The organism is Thermomonas sp. (assembly GCF_020850895.1).
In the GTDB taxonomy this organism is placed as follows: domain Bacteria; phylum Pseudomonadota; class Gammaproteobacteria; order Xanthomonadales; family Xanthomonadaceae; genus Thermomonas.
Genome location: NZ_JADZDS010000107.1, coordinates 56,263 through 75,585, shown reverse-complemented (window position 1 = coordinate 75,585; position 19,323 = coordinate 56,263). Strand labels below are relative to the sequence as shown.

The window sequence follows — 19,323 nt, the reverse complement described above, 5'->3', positions numbered from 1 at the left end:
TGAAGTTGCCGCCGGGTCCGGGCGAGGTGCCATTCACGTCGTGATTGAAGGCGATGCGCGGCGAGAGGTTGATGGCCTTGCCTGCAACGCTGTTGTAGTCCGCCTTGGCGGCAAGACGATAGCCCCAAGAGAACTGCGTCGGGAAGCCGAAGCAGGAGGTGTAGGGATTGCGTCCGTTACCGGTCGCAGCATCCGGACCGCAGCCCGTATCGGTGCCGTCGCCCTGATAGCGCAAAACATCGAGTGTCGGCAGATCCCAAACCTTCGTGGCTCCAAACTCTGCCACGGTGGAGATTTGATCGGCTGCGAGAAAATTGCCGGGGCCGATCACCTTGGTAAAGGTGAACTGCAACTGGCTCACTTCATGGCGCTCATAACCACGCAGATACTGTCCCGGCGTGGCCTGACCCAACTGGCTGACAAAGCGCAGGTAGGGCTCCGCGATCAGCACGTTGAGCGGGCTAAGCCCCGCAAACAGGATTTCCACGTCGTCGATCTGCAGCGGCATGTTGTCGCGGTAGCTCAGTTCACCCTGGAAGGCGACACCCGCCGGCAACATCGTGTTCCAGCTCAAGCCGTACAGGTTGATGTCTTCCGGGTACTCAATGAAATAGCGCCCTGAGGTCGTCGACGAATTTGTCACTGCCGTGCCGGAGATGTAGGGCAGTCGGCTGTGATAACGCAGGTAGTAAAGACCGAACTCCGTATCGTTCAATTCCGAAGCAAAATAGCGCATCGCCAGACCATACTGGCCGCTGTCACCAGCCTCGTTGTCGGCCGCACGCGGGAAGGCCGCCGCACAGCGCGGATCAGCCGCCGGGTTGGTACGACAGACGTTGTAGTCCGCCGGTTCGTCCACCAAACCGAAGTTCAGCATCAAGAACTCACCGCCCGTCAGACCGACGTCGTTGTTGGCGAAGTAGGTTCCCGACGGTTCCACTTCGGTCGGCTTCCACTCAAACATGTACAACGCTTCGATGGCCAGATTGTCGGTCAGATTGAACGATGCCCACGCCGAGTTGATGGGCAGAAACGCCTCTTTCAGCTCCGCACCGGCCACCCGCAAGCGCGACACATCGACCGGATTGATGGCGTTGATACCACCTTGAATGAAAGTGCTTTCGCCCCAACTCACCACCTGCTTACCGAGGCGGAAATTGCCGGTCACTGCATCGCCAAACTCGAAGTCGCGGAAGATGAAGGCATCAAGCAGGCGAGTGCGATTGCCAATTTGATCTTTGGCCACGTCGCTGATGTCGTCACGATCCATGGTTTCGAAGTCGTAGAAACCGGTAGCGCGCACGAAGGCTCCCCAGCCACGCCAATCGAGACTCAGCTCGGTGGTCAAGCCGAGGGCATTGGAAATCAGATCGCCTTTGTCGTATTTCAGATTGCCATCGTCGGAATTGACCGAAAAGCGACCCGGCGCCGCCAAGGCAAGCGCTTGCGCTTCGACATAGCGGCCCTGAGCCTGCAATGCCGTCACCCGTGCGCCAATGGTTGGATCCAGATTGACCTTGCCGATCAGACGGTCATCGCGATCCTCTGCGCGCACGGATGCGCCCCAAGTGATGGTCGTGTCGATGGAGCCGGTCAGATCGCCACGGCTGAACTCGACGGCGAACGCGCCTTGCGCAAACAGGGCCGTCGCCACGGCCAGACTGAGTGGTGTCAGACGATGCAAACGGGCATTCAATGATTGAGTGGACATGTGTCTTTCCTTGATGTCTGCTTACTGCGTGCGGATGACGGAAGAATTCTGGATCAGCACCGCAGTACCACCCGAGGCGAGAAAACTGGCCATTTGACCTTGCATTTCCATAGTGGCCAGCAGGGACGCGGTGGGAGACAGCAAAGATCCATGGTCACCGGCGACAAAACGAACGACACCACGTACGCGGGTATCCGAAAGGGTGGTGCTCGTCAGGGTCGACAGGCCAAAGGCACGAATCAATGGCTCGGTACCCGATAGTGGTGCGCCGGCGACGGCATTCGGGATCACCTGGTCGGGCAACACATCCGTCCCGTTGCCGACAACTTCGTGCAGCAGGATCGACTTTTGCAGGGTCGCAAACGCGTAGTTGACCGGATCAGCCGAATCTATGGCTTGCTGAGTTGCGCCAAAGAAACTGTCGTAGTTCGGTGTTCCGGGTTGCAGGCCAGCGGATGCCGCCAGACCCGCACGGATCCGCGGACCGAAGGTCGGCGAGGCTTCCAGCAAGCGAGCAATGCCGCCGCCGGGCACCGACAACACCGCCTGATTGACGGTCGGCTCCAGCGCGACGAACTGCGTTCCCACGATGGAGCCAAGCGACTGGCCGGTAAAGGCGATCCGTGAACCGTCGAAGTCAGCCCCATTGCCATCAAAATCGATGCTGGGAATGGTTTTGGCTAAAACAAACAGATCGGCCACGCCCTGACGCACGTTGTCACGCGAGGTCAGCAATGAGGACAGGTTGATGAAGTGCGTGCCTGAATCATCCGCATTGCCGTCCGGACCGGCGGCACCGGTGCTGTTGTTGACGTAGTCGACTGCAAACGTGCGCTCGTTGGCTGCCGGGCCGAAAGGTGAATTTTCGATGTTGAACGGGCTGCTGGCAGGCAGACCGTGCAGGGGCAGATCGATGGCAATGACAGCAAATCCCTGACCCGCCAAGGTTGCGGCAATCGCAAGTGCATCGGAACGGTTGCGGGTAATACCGTGCTGGAAGATCACGACTGGCCAACCAGTACTTGGCTTGAACTGATTGGACGCAGCGTTCGGCACCGTCGCAATCACCGGGATCGTCTGACTGCCGGTAGCGACAGGAATCGGATTGGCAAAGGTGATGTTGGTTGACGTGGGGTCCAGTCCTGCGTTGGCAAGTGCCGAGATGTAGGCACCCGGTGCCGCCTTCCAGAATCCATTCAACGGTGCGGTGGGGTTCTCCGCACTTGGTGCAGACAGGTAATACGGCACCGTCAGCGTGCCGATGTAGATGTCCGCCACCGGCGGCAATCCAGCAGCAGCTGTGGTCATGCCGGTTGGCACCAAGGTCGCCGCGCCCGGTTGAGTAATGGCGCGAACAGTCTGCATGACCGGTGTGACGCTCTGCGTGGTCGCCACCCAAGAAACGACGACCTCGTCACGCGGAATGCCCGCCGCCGCGGCCACCGCAAGGTGCGAATTGGTCAACTGACGCAATGGTTCAAGCGCGCAAGCCGTCGCTGTTGGCAACATCGGCTCAGTGCTGACACCACCGGAGCACAACGCCGCGGTGCGCTTGGTCAGGAAGTAGGTCTGCTCAGGCGTGGCATCGTTGCCACGGGCGTCGCGCACGTTGTCGGTGACCACGACCATGTACGAAGTCATTTGCGCCAACGGCTTGAGTGGAACAACTGCAAATGTACGCCCCGTGGTATCGCTCGAAACTGGCGCGGTGACGAAGTCGACGCCAGCAACCAATTCACGCGTGAGTCCGTTGGTGCCGCCACCCGGACCGGTCAGGGTGACCTGAAACATGCGTACCGATTGACCTGGGATAACCGTCGCAGGGTTGGGAGCAGCGCTGAACGCGAAGGTCCAAGGCGTCGTTGTGCTCCAGCCATCCAGCGTGTTCAGCGCCACTTGCGGATTGCTGAAATCGGCCGGATTTCCAGTCCCGAGCGGGATGTTCAGCGTCAGGTCGCGCGTACCGGACAACAGCAAGTTGTTCGGCAGCGGAACCACACCCGCAGAAGGATTGAAGCGAGCGGTGATGACGCCATTGACGGCGCTTCCGCTGTCGTTGGTGGCGGGGGCGGTGGCGACGGCGCGCGGGCTGTTGCTGGAGCTGCTGCAAGCAGAGAGCAGCAACGCCGACAGGGCCATCGACAGGGTCAATCGAGCCTGCATGTTCATGTCCTTCTGGTGACCGGGGTGATGAATCGACCGTTAATGTATCCTTCGCTTGTGAGCGCTGGCAATTCTGCGCCGTATGGTCACAGTCAACGCTAATGTTGCTGCGCACAATACGACTCCGACATACACCAATCTCGCGCTTGATTGGATCGCACCTTGTTACCCCTTCAGCGATCGCAACCAACGTCTGAAAATGGACACTAAGCCATTGATTTGATCGACGCGCCATCGAAGGAGAAGTCCGCTGGGGTTGGCGAGAAGGCGCGCGGAATCACCCCAAACCGATACCAGTCATCGACGGCAGTTACCTGATCTTCGTATACGCGCTGCAACATCGATAGCTTCGATGCCCAGGGTTCGCCGCGCCTTGTGAGTGCACGCAAGATGCGCTCCAGCGCAAAGTCGGGCAACAAACACAGGCGTGAGGGTGTCGGCGTTGTCTGCAGAACCCGCTGCAACATGACCGGCCAGGAAAGTCGTTCCGGCCCTGGAAGTTCAAACACGCCATGCAAGGGCACCTTGGCCTGAGCGGCATGCGCCAGAGCCCGCGCGATATCGTCCGCATGGACCGGTTGGCGCAGTCCTCGCGCGCCACGCGGCCAAGGCAACATCCGCCATCGAGAGGCGATTCGACGCAACGGCGTGAGGGTGCGATCCACGCCCGCGCCATAGACCAGTCCGCAGCGCAGGATGCACGCGGTCGCAGCCATGGCTTCGCAGCGAGACACCAGTTCTGCCTCGGCATCCAGCAGGCGAGCGGCGAGTCTGGCATCGGCAACGTTTGGTGAGCCCGCCTTCCAGCGCGCACTCAAGGACGACAGCGCAAGAATTCTTGTCCCTGCGGGCAGGGCCGTGCGTCCCATCAACCTTGTGAAGTGATCCAGCGGACCAGCACAGATCAGGACATTCGAATCCCTGTCATTCAATCGCAGTTCCTGCCGACTGATATCCGCGCATCGCCACTCAACACCCGCCTGCGCGACCGTCGGCATCTGCGCGCTCTGCGGGCGCCTGCTGTAGGCCAGCAAACGCCCCGGCGCCGATGCCAGCAACGGCAGAACGAACTGCCCCACCGCACCGCTAGCGCCCCAAAGGTATGTCGTCATGCTGGTCAATGAATCCCTCGACACGTGGCAGCACCCGCAACTGGCGCAAAAAAAACTGCATTGCGGCATTGTCGCAAGTCATCGGCAGGAATGTCCGAGTGCCTGCGGTATCCAGTCCACTGCCCCGTCCATCAACCGCGATTTTCCCGCGCGATCTGACGAGACAGTTGGTCTATTCGACCATCTCGCATCTGGTCTTGATCAGCTTGTTGCTTGGACCATCCATGCCGCGCGCAGTGGTCGAGGGCTTGCTGCATCTGATCAACCACACTTGTTTCAAAGCGTCACTCGTCATGCCAAGGATTGCCTATCCGAATCGCTTCCTGTCCACGCGTTGCCTGAACAACACACTCACCTTTTTTCATGGCTTCAATTTGCCGCTGCTGACGCGGGCGATCGCTCAGTTCGACGGCAGCGCAGGGCATTCTGGCCTAGCCCGACAACACCGTATTTCCCACGACGCTCGAGTGTTGAATGGGCGCACTGACTCTGGCTGGACGCGCCACCCATCCCGTCACCTGCCGAGACATCTGTCGTACCACATGGAAAATGACCGTTCGCGGCGTTATCTTCTGCTCATGGTGCGGATCGCACTAACGTTGGCGCTGCGTCTTTGTCCTCTTGCTTCGATCTCGCTCACCTGAACCCTGCTCAGGAACGGCCGCTGCTGGGCTGCGCGCTTTGCATGCCAATGCCGAAGCCACGATCGCGCAGATCAAGTCCCGCTATGAAACCCCGCTGAAGGAGATCTTCGAATGATCGCCACGTCTTTGAACCTGAGCATCGGTCTGCTTCTGGTCGGACTCCTGCTCTGCCTTTACAGGCTGCTGATGGGTCCACGTATTCCGGATCGCATCTTGGCACTCGCCATGCTCGACATTCTGGCCCTGAGTTTGTTGGTGCTGTTCGGCATGCGCCAGGGTTCGCTGCTGTACTTCGAGATCGCGCTGATCATTGGCGCAGTTGGTTTCGTTGGCGCATTGGCGCTATCCAAGTACCTAGTGCGGCGGAACATTCTCGAGTGAACCCGATCCTGCAACAGCTCATCGAAGGGCTGATCGCCATCGTGCTGGTCACTGGCAGTCTGTTTGCACTGATTGGCGCGTGGGGTCTGGCCCGATTGCCTGACTTCCACACGCGAGTGCAGGCACCCACCAAGGCGACCACGTTGGGCGTGGGTGGCGTGCTGATTGCATCCATGGGTATCAACGCGCTGGCCGGTCAGGCCAGCGCGCATGAATTGCTGATCACCATGTTCCTGTTCATCACTGCACCGATCAGCGTCTTGATGATGGCGCGCGCTGCGCTGTCGCAAGCCGGTCATGTGCGCCCGAACGCACGGCGCACGCTGCAACTGCGCGTGCTGGTCGATGCGACAGACAGCGCGCACGTCCAGCAACTGTGCGTACAGACCTTGCAGGCACTGGTGGATCTGCAGCCCACCGTGTGCGGTGCCATCGAACCCTATGCCAAGTTCGAGCAATGCTACGAGTTCACCTTGTCACTGCGCTGCGACGATGCCAGCGCCGTCACCGCCCTCGCCGCTGGCAGTTGGTACGATGCTGATCTTGATGGCGATGGTTCGGCGGTTTGGAATCGCGGTGAACACGGGGCTTTTCTGCTCCCCGAAGTGCGTTGGGCGGAACTGTTTTGGTGGCGCTGAACCGCACCGTCGAACGATTACAGGCCCAACACCAGATCCTCCGCCACGACCTGATCGATGCGAATCTGATTGGCGAACAGCGAAAAGGCGAGAAAGCCCGCCAGCCCATTGGCGCGCTGCGCCCAAGGCGGCAAATAGAGCGGCTCGGCAATGGTGCCGTCCTCGAACAGGGGCTCCAGCGTGAACACGTCATGCAAGGCCATCTTGCCCGCGAACAACAGATGTGTGAGACGCGGGCGTCGATGCTTGAGCGCCCAGCGGAAAAAGGTATGCACGCTCAACATGCCATGCAGATACACCGCGTCTTTGGTGAACGCGGCGCCGCCACTGGTCGGGCAGCCGCGGAACACCCGTTGCGCTGAGGAAAAGCTCTCGGTTTCGCTCTGACCCTGTTCCAGAAAATAACGGAAGACATCGATGAAGTCGGCGCCGTTCAAGGCCATTTCAATGGCGATGATGCGCAGCGAAAGTCGCTTCAGGCGCGGCAGATCAATCGCTCCCGTGATCAACTCTGCAAACGTTGCCAAACCTTCCTGGGTCGCTATCACCCGCGGTGCCGTGCGCGACAGACTGCGCACGTGCGGCTGCTCGCGACCGTTCAAGCCGGTCAATGAGTGCACGAATGCCTCATGCTCCAGTAATTGCCGAAGGTCGTACTCGGTGAACGCAGTGTCGGCACGCAAACGAATGCGGGTTGGCCCCGCAGCCGCCTTGGCAATCAGGTCAGGATCGATCTCCACCGTGACGCGGTGCCCGACGAAGAACGCGTCCAGCGCGCTCTGCAACTCGTCACGCATCACTTCGGCCGACAGCACATAGTCGGGTTCGCTGATCGCGCCCTCGCCATCCACACTGTCGGCAATCGCAATGAAGTGGCGTGCGGCATCGACATTGGTCAAGGCTGAACCAGGCAGACGGTCGCCGGGCCGTCCGAACAGACGCTGCGAATGCAGGCTGACCTCGGCATCACCAACGCTTTGGATCAGCTCCGCCGCGACCAGCCAGCTATCCGTCGTGCGACACAGATACTCGCCCATCGGACACGCGGGATCGGCCTGCGCATGGATCGCCTGCAAGGTCTGAATCACCTCACGCATGTCGCGACGCAGGTAATCGGGTGCAGGCAAACGCGGTTGCCCTGCTCGCCAGTTCTGCAGAAACGCTGCCTGCGTCGCCATCGGCCAACTGACGGCCGAGAGCAAACGAATACGCTGCACCGCGTCGAGCAAGCGGGCATCGAGTGCCAAATGATGCTGCAGCGAAGGGGTCATGCGTGGCCTGATCAGTGCGCCAGAGTTGTGCGATGGTAGCCGTGAACGGTCATTTCACCTCAGCCTCTTGAAAGCGGCATCCAGCCGCCCCACATCTGGCGGACCCCGACCGCCACAGTTCACTGCGGCGTTTTCGTCGGTTAAACTTGGCACTCACCCAAGGCGAGTGCTAACAATCCCTTGGACCTTTCAATCCAATCAGTCACTTAACGAGGATCCCATGAACCTGAAACCCCTGCATGATCGCGTCGTCATCAAGCGCATGGAAGAAGAGCGCCTGTCCGCTGGCGGCATCGTGATCCCTGACAGCGCCACCGAAAAACCCATCCGCGGTGAAGTGCTGGCGGTAGGCACAGGCAAGCCACTCGACAACGGCAGCGTGCGCGCTCCGGCCGTGAAAGTTGGCGACAAGGTGCTGTTCGGCAAGTACAGCGGCACCGAAGTGAAGCTCGACGGCACCGAATATCTGGTCGTGCGCGAAGACGACATCTTCGCCGTCATCGGCTGATAACCCCGGCCAGCAGGCGCAGCGCGCACCCGCGTGCATGCCGCGCGCTGGCTGTCTGATCCGCTCTGCGGTTTCCCCATTTCAAGTATTTCGAGGTAATTCTCATGGCAGCTAAAGACGTACGTTTCGGTGAAGACGCCCGCGCCAAGATCCTGCGCGGCGTGAATGTCCTGGCCAATGCGGTCAAGGTTACGCTCGGTCCGAAGGGCCGCAATGTGGTGCTCGACAAGAGCTTCGGCGCCCCCACCATCACCAAGGACGGCGTGTCCGTCGCCAAGGAAATCGAACTGGCTGACAAGTTTGAGAACATGGGCGCGCAGATGGTGAAGGAAGTGGCCTCCAAAACTTCCGACAACGCCGGTGACGGCACCACCACCGCCACCGTTCTGGCTCAGGCCATGATCCGCGAAGGCATGAAGGCCGTCGCTGCCGGCATGAACCCGATGGACCTGAAGCGCGGCATCGACAAGGCCGTCACCGCCGCTGTCGCCGAGCTGAAGAAGCAGTCCAAGCCCACCGCTGACGACAAGGCCATCGCCCAGGTCGGCACCATCTCCGCCAACTCCGACGAGTCGATCGGCAACATCATCGCCAACGCGATGAAAAAGGTCGGCAAAGAAGGCGTGATCACCGTTGAAGAAGGCTCCGGTCTGGACAACGAACTCGACGTGGTCGAAGGCATGCAGTTTGATCGCGGCTACCTGAGCCCTTACTTCATCAACAACCAGCAGAGCCAGCAGGTTGAGCTGGATGACCCGTTCATCCTGCTGCACGACAAGAAGATCTCCAACGTCCGCGAACTGCTGCCGGTGCTGGAAGGCGTCGCCAAGGCAGGCAAGCCACTGTTGATCGTGGCCGAAGAAGTCGAAGGCGAAGCGCTGGCGACCTTGGTCGTCAACACCATCCGCGGCATCGTCAAGGTCTGCGCCGTCAAGGCACCGGGCTTCGGCGACCGTCGCAAGGCGATGCTGGAAGACATGGCCATCCTGACCGGCGGCACCGTGATCTCCGAAGAAGTCGGCCTGTCGCTGGAGAAGGCCACCATCAAGGATCTGGGTCGCGCCAAGAAGATCCAGGTGTCGAAGGAAAACACCACCATCATCGACGGTGCCGGCGAAACCGCAGGCATCGAAGCCCGCATCAAGCAGATCAAGGCGCAGATTGAAGAGACCTCTTCGGACTACGACCGCGAGAAGCTGCAGGAGCGCGTCGCCAAGCGGGCCGGCGGCGTGGCCGTCATCAAGGTCGGTGCGGCCACCGAAGTCGAGATGAAGGAAAAGAAGGCACGCGTCGAAGACGCCCTGCACGCCACCCGTGCGGCCGTTGAAGAAGGCATCGTCCCCGGCGGCGGCGTCGCCCTGATCCGTGCCAAGGCCGCGATCGCGGGCCTCAAGGGTGACAACGAAGACCAGAACCACGGCATCGTCATCGCCCTGCGTGCGATGGAAGCCCCGCTGCGCGAGATCGTCACCAATGCCGGCGAAGAGCCGTCGGTGGTGCTGAACCGCGTGGTCGAAGGTTCCGGTGCGTTCGGCTACAACGCCGCCAACGGCGAGTTCGGCGACATGATCGAATTCGGCATCCTCGACCCGACCAAGGTCACGCGCACCGCGCTGCAGAATGCGGCCTCGATCGCCGGGTTGATGATCACCACCGAAGCGATGGTGGCCGAAGCCCCGAAGAAGGACGAACCGGCGATGCCGCCGGGCGGCGGCATGGGCGGCATGGGCGGGATGGATTTCTGATCCGGCGTCACCCGTTGCACCTGCGACCAACGAAAACCCCCGCCGCGAGGCGGGGGTTTTTTATGGGCGGAACCGATACCCTTGCCACTGCAGAAGCGCCGAGGGTGGCGCTGCCGTGGCACCTCGTTCGTCAGTGGGAGGGCCAGCCAACCCCGATCACCCCGGTGCTGCGTTGAGTACAGAAACCCACCATGGAGATCGCCACCGTGCCGCGTTTTCTCACTCGTTCGACCTTGACCGCTGCCCTGCTGGTGCTGCTGATCGGCTGCGCGCAGCAGGGCGACCATGGCGCTGCGGCAGCGGCAGCACAAGCCGATGCTGCCGCGGAGTCCGCATCGGCACCGACTGTCGGCATGGCGCCAGCCCCGGGGGCCGTCATGCCGACGGAAAAGGAAGCCGCCGCGCCCGCGCCGGTGCAGCAGGCAGGCGTCGATGCAAATCAACTTGCCTCCAGCGCGAACACCGCCAGCGATCCGGAGCGTCGATTCATCCGTACCGCAAGCGCGCAATTCCAGGTCAAAGACGTCTACGCCGCCACCCTGGCCATCGAGGATGCGGTGGCCGCCGCCCATGGCTTCGTGGTCAGGAACACCATCAGCACCAGCCCGCAAGGCAGTATCCGCCGTCCGATCGGCAATGCGCAGATGCTGGTGTTGTCGGAAATCGTCACCCGCGGTTCGCTGGTGGTGCGGGTCCCCAGTGAACGCACCCAGGACTTCCTGCGCAGCATTGCCCGGCAGATGCAGTTCCTCGATCAGCGCGAGTTCGAGGCCACCGACGCCCAGTTCGACCTGTTGCGGCAGGCGCTGGCTGCGGCCCGTGCACAGGCCTTGCAGCAGGAGGTCCAGCAGGCGGCGCAGCAGCCGGCGCGGACGACGGACCGGGTCGACGCCGCGCAAGCGCGTGCCGAGCTCCTGGCCGCCCGCGATGAGGCCGCGGTGGCGCAGCGCGAGCTGCAGGATCGCATCGCCTTCAGCACGCTGACGCTGAATCTGGAACAGCCGGTGCAGGTGCGCGAGCAGACCGTGCCGGACACCCAAGCCATCCTGCGCGCCCGCGGCCCTGGGTTCTGGCTCAGGCTGGGCGAGTCGCTGCGCGCGGGCTGGCAGGGCTTGCTGGTGGTGGTCGTGGCCTTGGCAGCGGCGTGGCCGCTGTGGCTGGCGTTGGCGCTGGCAGGTTGGGGGCTGCGCTGGCTGCTGCGCGCGCGGCGCAACCGCCAGGCCAAATCGGCCGAGCTGCGGGCGCCGGGGCAGTCGGGCTGAGCTGGCTTGCCTTCGGACTGCGCTGAACACGTCCATCCAGGACGTGTCAGCGCACGCAAGCGCAGTTCCAACTCCCGCGTTGAGCCCGTCCATGGCGGCATTTCCGCCGCGCGTTTTGATCCGCGCGGGCTCCGGCCGTCCCGCACAGGCCTGTACGTTTTCGGTGTGGCGACAAATCCGCCGGTGCCTTGGGGGACTCCGGAGCCGACGCAAACGGACGCAGCGATTGCCGGCGATCCGGCTGATGGCCTTGACCCACGCTCGGCCGGTGCACTCGCTGGCGAATAGGCAATGTCGAATTGGACTATCCTCAGGCCTGAACCTCGCACGCCTGGAGGAACCACGTGCTCCGCGGGACCGCCGGTCGGGAAACGGAAAACCAGACCATGAATCATTCCTTGCGTCATGCCGCTGCTGCCGTGGGGCTGCTGCTGGTCATGGGAAACACGATGGTGTCGACCACCCATGCTGCGGCGACGGAAACCGCCGTCTGCAATCTCTCGGCCTGGTCCACCGACACCGATCCCAATGGCTTGGCCGTCCGTTCCGGGCCGGGTACCGGCCATGCCGTCATCGCCCGGTTGCCGCCGCCGGGAGGTGTCGCAGGCTACGACAAGGCTGCCGAGGTGACGATCACGGGGTCGCAGAACGGCTGGTTCCGCATCAGCGATGCGATCATGCTGGACTATGAGGGCAACAAGCCGGACAAGGTGCTGTTCAGGGGAGAGGGCTGGGTCTCGGGGCGTTATCTCGGCCTGATGCTCAACGCGCCGACGCTTCATCGCGGGCCCTCGTCCGACGCTCCCGTGGTCGCGCAGCTTTCCTTCATCGACCCGGATGGGAACGCAGTGGGCCCGGATTCCTACACCGTGCGCATCCATGCCTGCAAAGGGGATTGGGTCGAGGTCGATGCTTCCTTCGAAGACAGGCATGTCCGCGGTTGGGCGACACGGACCTGTTCCAGTCAGATGACGACCTGCCCATGACCTTGCCTGGCCCGCACCGTCGGTCGTGTTGTGGAGACCCTCTGGACGTCGTGATGTGCTGACGCGTGGGCGGTCGAAAAATCGGTATCGCTTGCCGTACGGCATCGGTGGATTTGCACCCCGCCTGAAAAGGCGAATCACCCGGACAGGTCGGACATCCTGTGCAAGACTGTCGCCACCGGCCGGGCGCGGGGTCCCGGCCCGGAGAGCGCGGCCTGCATGAATCAGTTTCTTGCCGAATTGAAGCGACGCAACGTGATTCGCGTGGCGGGGCTGTATCTGGCCGGGGCTTGGTTGCTGGTGCAGGTGACCGGCACCGTGCTGCCGTTCTTCAACGCGCCGCTGTCGATCGCGCGCACGCTGACGATTGTCCTGGCCGTGGGATTCATTCCGGCGTTGGTGCTGGCCTGGGTGTTCGAATGGACGGCGCAAGGCCTGGAGCGCGATTCCAGTCGTGAGGATGCTGTCTCGGGTGAGCCGCGCTCGGGCAAAGGCTTCGACCGCCTGATCATGGTGGTGCTGGCGCTGGCCATCGGCTACTTCGCGTTCGACAAGTTCGTGCTGGCACCGCAGCGGCAGGCGGCGGTGGCGCAGGAGGCGCGGCGGGAAGGGCGCAGCGACGCGATCAAGGACAGCTTCGGCGAGCGCTCGATCGCGGTGCTGCCGTTCGTGGACATGAGCCAAGCGCATGACCAGCAGTATTTGTCGGACGGGATCGCCGAAGAACTGCTCAATCTGTTGGCACGCGTATCGGAATTGCGGGTGATTTCGCGTTCGTCGGCGTTCGCGTTTCGTGATCGCAAGGAGGATATTACGGCCATTGCGCGCAAGCTGGACGTGGGCTACATCCTCGATGGCTCCATCCGCAAGGCGGGCAATCGCGTGCGCATCACCGTGCAATTGATCGACGGGCGCTCGGATACCCAATTGTGGAACGACACCTTCGACCGGCCACTGGATGACATTTTCGCGATCCAGGACGAGATTGGTGCTGCGGTGGTGGCGCAGCTGAAGATCAAGCTGCTGGGCGACAGCGCTCCCAAGGCCCATCGAACCGACCCGCGCGCTTTCACGCTGTTCCTGCAGAGCTTGAGCAGTTACCGGCAACATTCCAGCGCAGGATATGCACAGGCGCTGGATCTGGCGAAGCAAGCCCTGGCCATCGATCCGGGCTATGTCGAAGCATTGAACATGCTGGCCGTCGTTTACAGCAGTCAGGCGGGTCTGGGTCTGGTGCCTGCGGACGAAGGCTACGTGCTGGCTCGGGAAGCGGCCGACAAGGCGTTGAGAATCGATCCGAATTCGGCCGATGCCTACGCGGAACTTGCCAATATCGCCCTCTATCACGAAGGCGACCAGGCCAAGGCGGCGCAGCACATCCAGCGGGCGCTGGAGTTGGAGCCGCACAATACGTATGTACTTGGCGAGGCGGAACTCGTTGCCAAGAGTCTGGGACGGATCGACCTTGCTATCCGGATCCTCAAGTCCCTGCGCGCGCGCGATCCGATGCAGTCCAACGTCCACGCCGGACTGTGCCTTGCCTTCCAGAACCAAGGTGAATTGGATGCCGCGATCGATTCCTGCCGCACCGCGCTGGTGCTGGAGCCGAAGCGGATCATTTCCCATTACGCCATTGCGGTTTCCCTGTTGCGCAAGGGTGATGCCGAGGCCGCGCTTGCCGAGGCGGGCAAGGAGCCGTTCGAACCGTTTCGCCTGTTCGGCGAGGCCATGGCTTGGCACAGCTTGGGCAGGAAAGACAAATCGGATGCGGTATTAGCGGAGCTGGTCGAAAAGTACAGCAAGGATGCCGCCTACAACATCGCCTACGTGGAAGCCTGGCGCGGCAATGCCGACAGCGCGTTTGCCTGGCTGGACAAGGCGGTCGAATACAAGGATTCGGCGCTGCCGATGATCGCTGCCGACAGCGCCTTCAACCCGATTCGGGATGATCCGCGCTGGCTGCAATTCCTGCACAGGCTCGGCAGGGCACCGGAGCAGCTGGCCAGCATTCGCTTCGCCGTCGGCAAATTGGATGAGGGGGATTGAGGCGGTGCTGGGAGCCCGTTTCCAGCCTTGTCCCAAGCGTCGATCACGCTTGCCGTGGCTGCCGGCGATCCGGGCGATGGTCTCGATCCAGGCCAGCGCGGCGCGTTCGCCGTCATGCGGCGCTGCGCGTCAGGCGTTGGGCAGGAACAGGCCCATCAATGTCGTGTGCCTGGCGTCAATCTACGGCTACGATGGCGCGTGAGGCCATGACTCGCAAACGGGAGTAGTGTGGGTGAAGCAGCTGCTTGCCGAACTCAAGCGACGCAACGTGATTCGCGTGGCGGGGCTGTATCTGGCCGGGGCTTGGCTGCTGGTGCAGGTGGTCGGCACCGTGCTGCCGTTCTTCAACGTACCGCTGTCGATCGCGCGCACGCTGACGATAGTCCTGGCCGTTGGCTTCATCCCGGCATTGGTGCTGGCCTGGGTGTTCGAATGGACGGCGCAAGGCCTGGAGCGCGAATCAGGTCGTGAGGCTGCGGCCTCGGGTGAGCCGCGTTCGGGCAAGGGCTTCGACCGTCTGATCATGGTGGTGCTGGCGCTGGCCATCGGCTACTTCGCGTTCGACAAGTTCGTGCTGGCACCGCAGCGGCAGGCGGCGGTGGCGCAGGAGGCGCGGCTGGAGGGGCGCAGTGACGCGATCAAGGACACCTTCGGTGAGCGCTCGATCGCGGTGCTGCCGTTCGTGGACATGAGCCAAGCGCATGACCAGCAGTATTTGTCGGACGGACTATCCGAAGAGCTGCTCAATCTGTTGGCCGGGATTCCGCAACTCCGGGTCATCTCGCGAACTTCTGCATTCGCGTTTCGCGAGCGCAAGGAGGCGATCTCCGTCATCGCCAGAAAACTGGACGTGGGCTACATCCTGGACGGCTCGGTGCGCAAGGCAGGCAACCGCGTGCGCATCACCGTGCAATTGATCGACGGGCGCTCGGATACCCTGCTCTGGAACGACACCCTCGACCGTCCGTTGGACGACATCTTCGCAATTCAGGACGAAATCGGCGCGTCGGTGGTGGCGCAGCTGAAGATCAAGCTGCTCGGGAATGCCGTTCCGAAGACGCGCCGGACCACCCCCGAGGCCTACACCCTGTATTTGCAGGCATTGGCCATCCCACTGCAGGAAGCGGACTCCTATGAACAGCAGATCGGCATGCTGAAACAGGTGCTGGCGCTTGATCCCAACTACGCTCGCGCCTGGAATGCGCTGGCGGTTGCCTACGGCAGCCAGGCCGGGTTTGGCTTGGTGCCAGCTGATGCGGGTTACCGACTTTCCCGCGAGGCATCCAACAAGGCATTGGCGATTGATCCAAGCAACAGCCAAGCGCATGCGCAGTTGGCACAGATTGCCTTGCGTCACGACGGCGACCTCGCGCTCGCTGCGAAGCACATGCAACGCGCCTTGGCGACAGGATCGCATGACCTCAACAACCTGAATGTCGCCGAAGACATCGCCAAGAGCCTCGGACGCATGGATCAAGCCGTGAAGATCGATGAGTACATCGTCGCCCGCGATCCGATGGAAGCGATCGGATTTTCGCAACTGGGCATCGCCTACCAGCAGGCTGGTCGATATGACGCGAGCATCACGGCAAGCCGAACTGCGCTGGGCATGGAGCCAGACCAACCGGTCACCCATTTCATCATCGGCACGTCGCTGCTGTTCAAGGGTGATGCACAGGCGGCGCTTGCCGAGGTCGAAAAAGAGCCATTCGAACCCTTCCGCCTGTTCGGTGAGGCCATGGCTTACCACTCGCTCGGCGACAAGGCGAAGTCGGATGCCGTGCTGGCGCAGATCATCGCCAAGTACGACAAGGATGCGGCCTACAACATCGCCTATGTCGAAGCCTGGCGCGGCAATATCGACCAAGCGTTTGCATGGCTGGACAAGGCGGTCGAATACAAGGATTCGGCGTTGCCGATGATTGCCATCGAGCCGTTGTTCAAACCGTTGCACGGCGATCCGCGTTGGGCCACCCTGTTGAAACGATTGGGCAGGTCGCCGGATCAACTGGCGGCGATCCCGTTCGAGGTCAAGCTGCCGGCGAGCGGTCCTGCGGCAGCGGCGACTCGGTAACCGACGTGGGAACCGTCATTCCGCCGCGTTTACGAGGGGCAAGCCGTGCAGCTCGAGGTAGCTGCGATGCTTGTCGCGGGTGGTCTTGCTGTAGATTCCATCGCTCTTGAGGCCGAGGATGGTCTGCAGGTCGCGCACCACCTCGCCGCGTTCGCCCAGATGGAACTGTTGGGCCAGCACGCTGTCGCGGGTGTAGGTCATCGAGGCGGCATCGCCATTGGTCGGGCGTGGCGGGCGCAGGGTGGCAGCACAGCGCCAGCGCGCAAAGCCGATCGGTGGGATGCGGGTGCCGTTCGGTGGTGTCCAGCCCTGGGTCGAAATGCGGTCGGCAACGGCGATTTGTTGTTCCGGAGTGGCCAGATCGGGGGAAACGGCGAACACGGTGCCGCCCCAGCGCTGCCAATCCGCCTGCGCGATGGCGAGGCCGCCCGCGCGCGTGCCTTTGGTCTGCCAGTTGTCGTCGGTTTCGCAACGCGCCAGCTTGCGCCAATAGCGATCGTCGACGGGAGGCCGCTCGAGCATGACCAAGGTCGGGGAGAGGTCGCCTGCAGTGATCCCTGCAGGCAGTTCCGGGGTGTCGTCGGCGGCAGTTTCGGACGCGGGAGTGTCGGGGACGAGGTGTCCGGTGCGCATGATGCCGGCGATGTAGGTCCGCTGGCCACGGTCGGTCAGGTGGACGCCGTCGGACACGAAGTAATCGGGCTGGTCGTTGGAGACTTCACTCCAGCGGTACACCACCACGTTCGGGAATTCGGGGGCCAGCTGTTCGATCAAAGCGTTATTGGCGCGCATCCAGCGCCGCGGCACCGAGGAATCGACCAGGATCACCCGTTCGCGGTCGGCGAGGAGCGTGAGGATCTCGCGCAGTTGGCCTTCGTACACATAGCCATTGGTGCCCAAATGCAGCAGCACCACGGGCCGAAGGGTGTCGTCCTTGCGCAATGCCTGAAGTTGGCGGATGACGTCGGCGGCCTGCCAGCCCATGGTGGCGTGGACGTCGGTGCCGCGCAGGCTGAGCTGGAGCAGCGGGCTGGTGCCCAGCAGCACCGAATCGCCAACTGCGGTCAGGTCTTTTCCCTGGTAGCTGGGGGTGGTGTCCACGGCCTCGACAACCGGTGATGCGACTGGTGCCACCGGCAGCGGGGGCCTGGCCGCTGCTGCCCCGGGTTTGGGTGGGCCCAGGTGCATCGCCAGCTGCACATCGGCCGCCGGCGCCGTGTGGCTGGGCGCGCGCCACAGGATCCAGCCAGCCACCGGCATCAGGCACAGGGTCAACAAGGCAGCACTCCACTGTGCGCCGCGCAGGAGGGTGCCGGCAGCCCGACCGACGGGTGGGGGTTCCGACACCGTGACGGAGGTGCCGCGAACACGTCGCCACAGCCGTTCCAGCGAGCCTTGCCGGATCGGCTGTTCGAGATAACGGTAGGACAGCTCGGCGACCAGTGCGGTCAGCAACAGGCGCAGCGCGAGGATCGGCAGCGGCCCCCAGCCCGGCAGGTCCAGCTCCGGGCGCGTGAGCATGTAGATTGGCCAATGCCAAAGGTAGATGCCGTAGGAGCGCTGTCCCAGCCAGCGCATGGGAGGGTTGTCGAGCAGCCTGCCAAAACCGACTCCGGGATGGACCGCCACCAGGATCAGGCCCAGGCTGGCCGCCGCCGACAGGAGGAAGCCCCAGGGATACAGCGAAGGCCGTTCTTCGCCCAGCAGCGCACACAGGGCGACGAATGCCGCCAGTGCAGCGAGGCCGACCGTCCAGTAGCCGCCGCGCGCCAGCACGCGGAGTCGCAGCGACAGTCGTTCCGGCCGCCACAGCAGCCCCAGTGCCGAGCCCAGCAGCAAAGGGAAGCCGTGGGTGTCGGTGCCGAAATACAGCCGCGACGGATCGGCGTTGCCCGGGTAGCCGATCTTCGCCGCCAGCGCCGCCATCCACGCGGCCGAAGCGGCGGCTAGCAGCAGGGCCAGCAGGGCCAGTCCGCTGCGCTTCAGGCGCGGTAGGCACAGCGCCACCAGCAGCGCCCAGCCGATGTAGTACTGCTCCTCGATTGACAGTGACCACAGGTGTTGCAGCAGCGGTTGACGACCCACCGATTCGAAATACGCCACCTGGGAGAACACCAATTCCCAGTTGGTCACGTAGAAAAAGCTCGCCAACGCATCGCGCCGCAGCCGCGGCAGGGCGTCGGGCGCCAGTTGCCAGGCCAGCAGGGTGATGCCTGCCATCAGCAGCCACACCGCCGGAAGCAGGCGTTTGCCGCGGCGCCAGTAGAACTGGGTGAGGTTCACGCGGCCATTGGCTTCGCATTCGTTTGCCAGCAGCCCGGTGATCAGGAACCCGGAGATGACGAAGAACAGGTCGACGCCCAGATAGCCGCCGCGTGCCCAGTAGAGGTCGGCATGGAACAGCAGGACTGCGGCGATGGCGATCCCGCGCAGGCCGTCCAAACCAACGATATGGCGTGGTGTCGAACCCCCGGCCTGCGCTGATGCGCTTACTGCGCGGACTTCTTCCATGGCGTGGCGGGTTGGGACGGGTCGGGATGGACTACGGGGCAGGGGCCGATTGGCGCGTGCAGGGATCGATGTCAGAAAAGAGTCGCCGCAATCAGGGTGTCGGCGGCGGGCAATTCTCCATCGTTCCCCCGGGGGTGTCCATGATGCTTTGAGGCGGGGGATGATCGAATCCCATGGATGCGGGGTCGTTGTACCGCGGGTTTGGCATCACGGTTGGCACGGCCCTGTCACGAGGGCTCGGCAAATTCCGGTGTGGTGGCAGATGGACGCT

At 62.7% G+C, this 19,323-nt stretch carries 14 protein-coding genes; 9 read left to right on the top strand and 5 right to left on the bottom strand.

Annotated elements, in window-relative coordinates:
* The 3 genes from IT472_RS09885 to IT472_RS09875 all read right to left on the bottom strand — a co-directional run.
* Positions 1 to 1,711: DUF1302 domain-containing protein (locus IT472_RS09885; protein WP_297181319.1), on the bottom strand; the 1,711-nt coding region annotated here is incomplete at its 3' end.
* Between the two features lie 21 nt (positions 1,712 to 1,732).
* Complete coding sequence (locus IT472_RS09880) at positions 1,733 to 3,880, bottom strand: hypothetical protein (RefSeq protein ID WP_297181318.1); 2,148 nt, start codon at positions 3,878 to 3,880, stop codon at positions 1,733 to 1,735.
* A 200-nt stretch (positions 3,881 to 4,080) separates the two neighbouring features.
* A complete protein-coding gene (locus tag IT472_RS09875; RefSeq protein WP_297181317.1) occupies positions 4,081 to 4,986 on the bottom strand; it encodes a hypothetical protein in 906 nt (301 codons plus the stop codon).
* Between the two features lie 8 nt (positions 4,987 to 4,994).
* Between IT472_RS09875 and IT472_RS12325 the strand changes: the two genes are divergently transcribed.
* The 3 genes from IT472_RS12325 to IT472_RS09860 all read left to right on the top strand — a co-directional run bounded on the left by IT472_RS12325 (position 4,995) and on the right by IT472_RS09860 (position 6,649).
* Complete coding sequence (locus IT472_RS12325) at positions 4,995 to 5,630, top strand: hypothetical protein (protein WP_343231826.1); 636 nt, start codon at positions 4,995 to 4,997, stop codon at positions 5,628 to 5,630.
* Between the two features lie 111 nt (positions 5,631 to 5,741).
* Positions 5,742 to 6,011 (top strand): K+/H+ antiporter subunit F, encoded by a 270-nt coding sequence (locus tag IT472_RS09865; RefSeq protein WP_297181316.1) that lies wholly within the window; start codon positions 5,742 to 5,744, stop codon positions 6,009 to 6,011.
* Positions 6,008 to 6,649, top strand: coding sequence for a Na+/H+ antiporter subunit G (locus tag IT472_RS09860; protein ID WP_297181315.1), 642 nt, complete (start codon positions 6,008 to 6,010; stop codon positions 6,647 to 6,649). Before IT472_RS09865 ends, IT472_RS09860 begins: the two co-directional genes overlap by 4 nt.
* Positions 6,650 to 6,666: 17 nt before the next feature.
* Here the strand turns inward: IT472_RS09860 and IT472_RS09855 are convergent, their stop codons facing one another.
* Positions 6,667 to 7,920, bottom strand: coding sequence for a flavohemoglobin expression-modulating QEGLA motif protein (locus IT472_RS09855; protein ID WP_297181313.1), 1,254 nt, complete (start codon positions 7,918 to 7,920; stop codon positions 6,667 to 6,669).
* 220 nt (positions 7,921 to 8,140) lie between these two features.
* Here IT472_RS09855 and groES point away from each other — a divergent pair, with 220 nt between their 5' ends.
* The 6 genes from groES to IT472_RS09825 all read left to right on the top strand — a co-directional run bounded on the left by groES (position 8,141) and on the right by IT472_RS09825 (position 16,541).
* Positions 8,141 to 8,428, top strand: a complete 288-nt coding sequence (gene groES / locus IT472_RS09850) for a co-chaperone GroES (RefSeq protein WP_297181312.1) — start codon at positions 8,141 to 8,143, stop codon at positions 8,426 to 8,428.
* A gap of 104 nt (positions 8,429 to 8,532) precedes the next feature.
* On the top strand, positions 8,533 to 10,173 hold the full coding sequence (gene groL / locus IT472_RS09845) for a chaperonin GroEL (protein WP_297181311.1): 1,641 nt from the start codon (positions 8,533 to 8,535) through the stop codon (positions 10,171 to 10,173).
* A gap of 191 nt (positions 10,174 to 10,364) precedes the next feature.
* Positions 10,365 to 11,435, top strand: a complete 1,071-nt coding sequence (locus IT472_RS09840) for a DUF4349 domain-containing protein (RefSeq protein ID WP_297181310.1) — start codon at positions 10,365 to 10,367, stop codon at positions 11,433 to 11,435.
* Between the two features lie 419 nt (positions 11,436 to 11,854).
* Positions 11,855 to 12,421, top strand: coding sequence for an SH3 domain-containing protein (locus tag IT472_RS09835; protein WP_297181308.1), 567 nt, complete (start codon positions 11,855 to 11,857; stop codon positions 12,419 to 12,421).
* A gap of 219 nt (positions 12,422 to 12,640) precedes the next feature.
* Complete coding sequence (locus IT472_RS09830) at positions 12,641 to 14,467, top strand: tetratricopeptide repeat protein (RefSeq protein ID WP_297181307.1); 1,827 nt, start codon at positions 12,641 to 12,643, stop codon at positions 14,465 to 14,467.
* A 232-nt stretch (positions 14,468 to 14,699) separates the two neighbouring features.
* Entirely contained in the window at positions 14,700 to 16,541 is a 1,842-nt protein-coding gene (locus tag IT472_RS09825) for a tetratricopeptide repeat protein (RefSeq protein WP_297181306.1), read from the top strand.
* Positions 16,542 to 16,556: 15 nt separating this feature from the next.
* Here IT472_RS09825 and IT472_RS09820 read toward each other — a convergent pair whose 3' ends face one another.
* On the bottom strand, positions 16,557 to 19,052 hold the full coding sequence (locus IT472_RS09820) for an acyltransferase family protein (RefSeq protein WP_297181305.1): 2,496 nt from the start codon (positions 19,050 to 19,052) through the stop codon (positions 16,557 to 16,559).
* Positions 19,053 to 19,323 lie beyond the last annotated feature (271 nt).

What these genes read in the sequence shown, in the direction of transcription:
- IT472_RS09855 (WP_297181313.1), bottom strand. Translation starts at nt 7,920, where the DNA reads ATGACCCCTTCGCTGCAGCATCATTTGGCACTCGATGCCCGCTTGCTC.
- IT472_RS12325 (WP_343231826.1), top strand. Translation starts at nt 4,995, where the DNA reads ATGAATCCCTCGACACGTGGCAGCACCCGCAACTGGCGCAAAAAAAAC.
- IT472_RS09830 (WP_297181307.1), top strand. Translation starts at nt 12,641, where the DNA reads ATGAATCAGTTTCTTGCCGAATTGAAGCGACGCAACGTGATTCGCGTG.
- IT472_RS09820 (WP_297181305.1), bottom strand. Translation starts at nt 19,052, where the DNA reads ATGGAAGAAGTCCGCGCAGTAAGCGCATCAGCGCAGGCCGGGGGTTCG.
- groES (WP_297181312.1), top strand. Translation starts at nt 8,141, where the DNA reads ATGAACCTGAAACCCCTGCATGATCGCGTCGTCATCAAGCGCATGGAA.
- IT472_RS09865 (WP_297181316.1), top strand. Translation starts at nt 5,742, where the DNA reads ATGATCGCCACGTCTTTGAACCTGAGCATCGGTCTGCTTCTGGTCGGA.
- IT472_RS09875 (WP_297181317.1), bottom strand. Translation starts at nt 4,986, where the DNA reads ATGACGACATACCTTTGGGGCGCTAGCGGTGCGGTGGGGCAGTTCGTT.
- groL (WP_297181311.1), top strand. Translation starts at nt 8,533, where the DNA reads ATGGCAGCTAAAGACGTACGTTTCGGTGAAGACGCCCGCGCCAAGATC.
- IT472_RS09840 (WP_297181310.1), top strand. Translation starts at nt 10,365, where the DNA reads ATGGAGATCGCCACCGTGCCGCGTTTTCTCACTCGTTCGACCTTGACC.
- IT472_RS09880 (WP_297181318.1), bottom strand. Translation starts at nt 3,880, where the DNA reads ATGAACATGCAGGCTCGATTGACCCTGTCGATGGCCCTGTCGGCGTTG.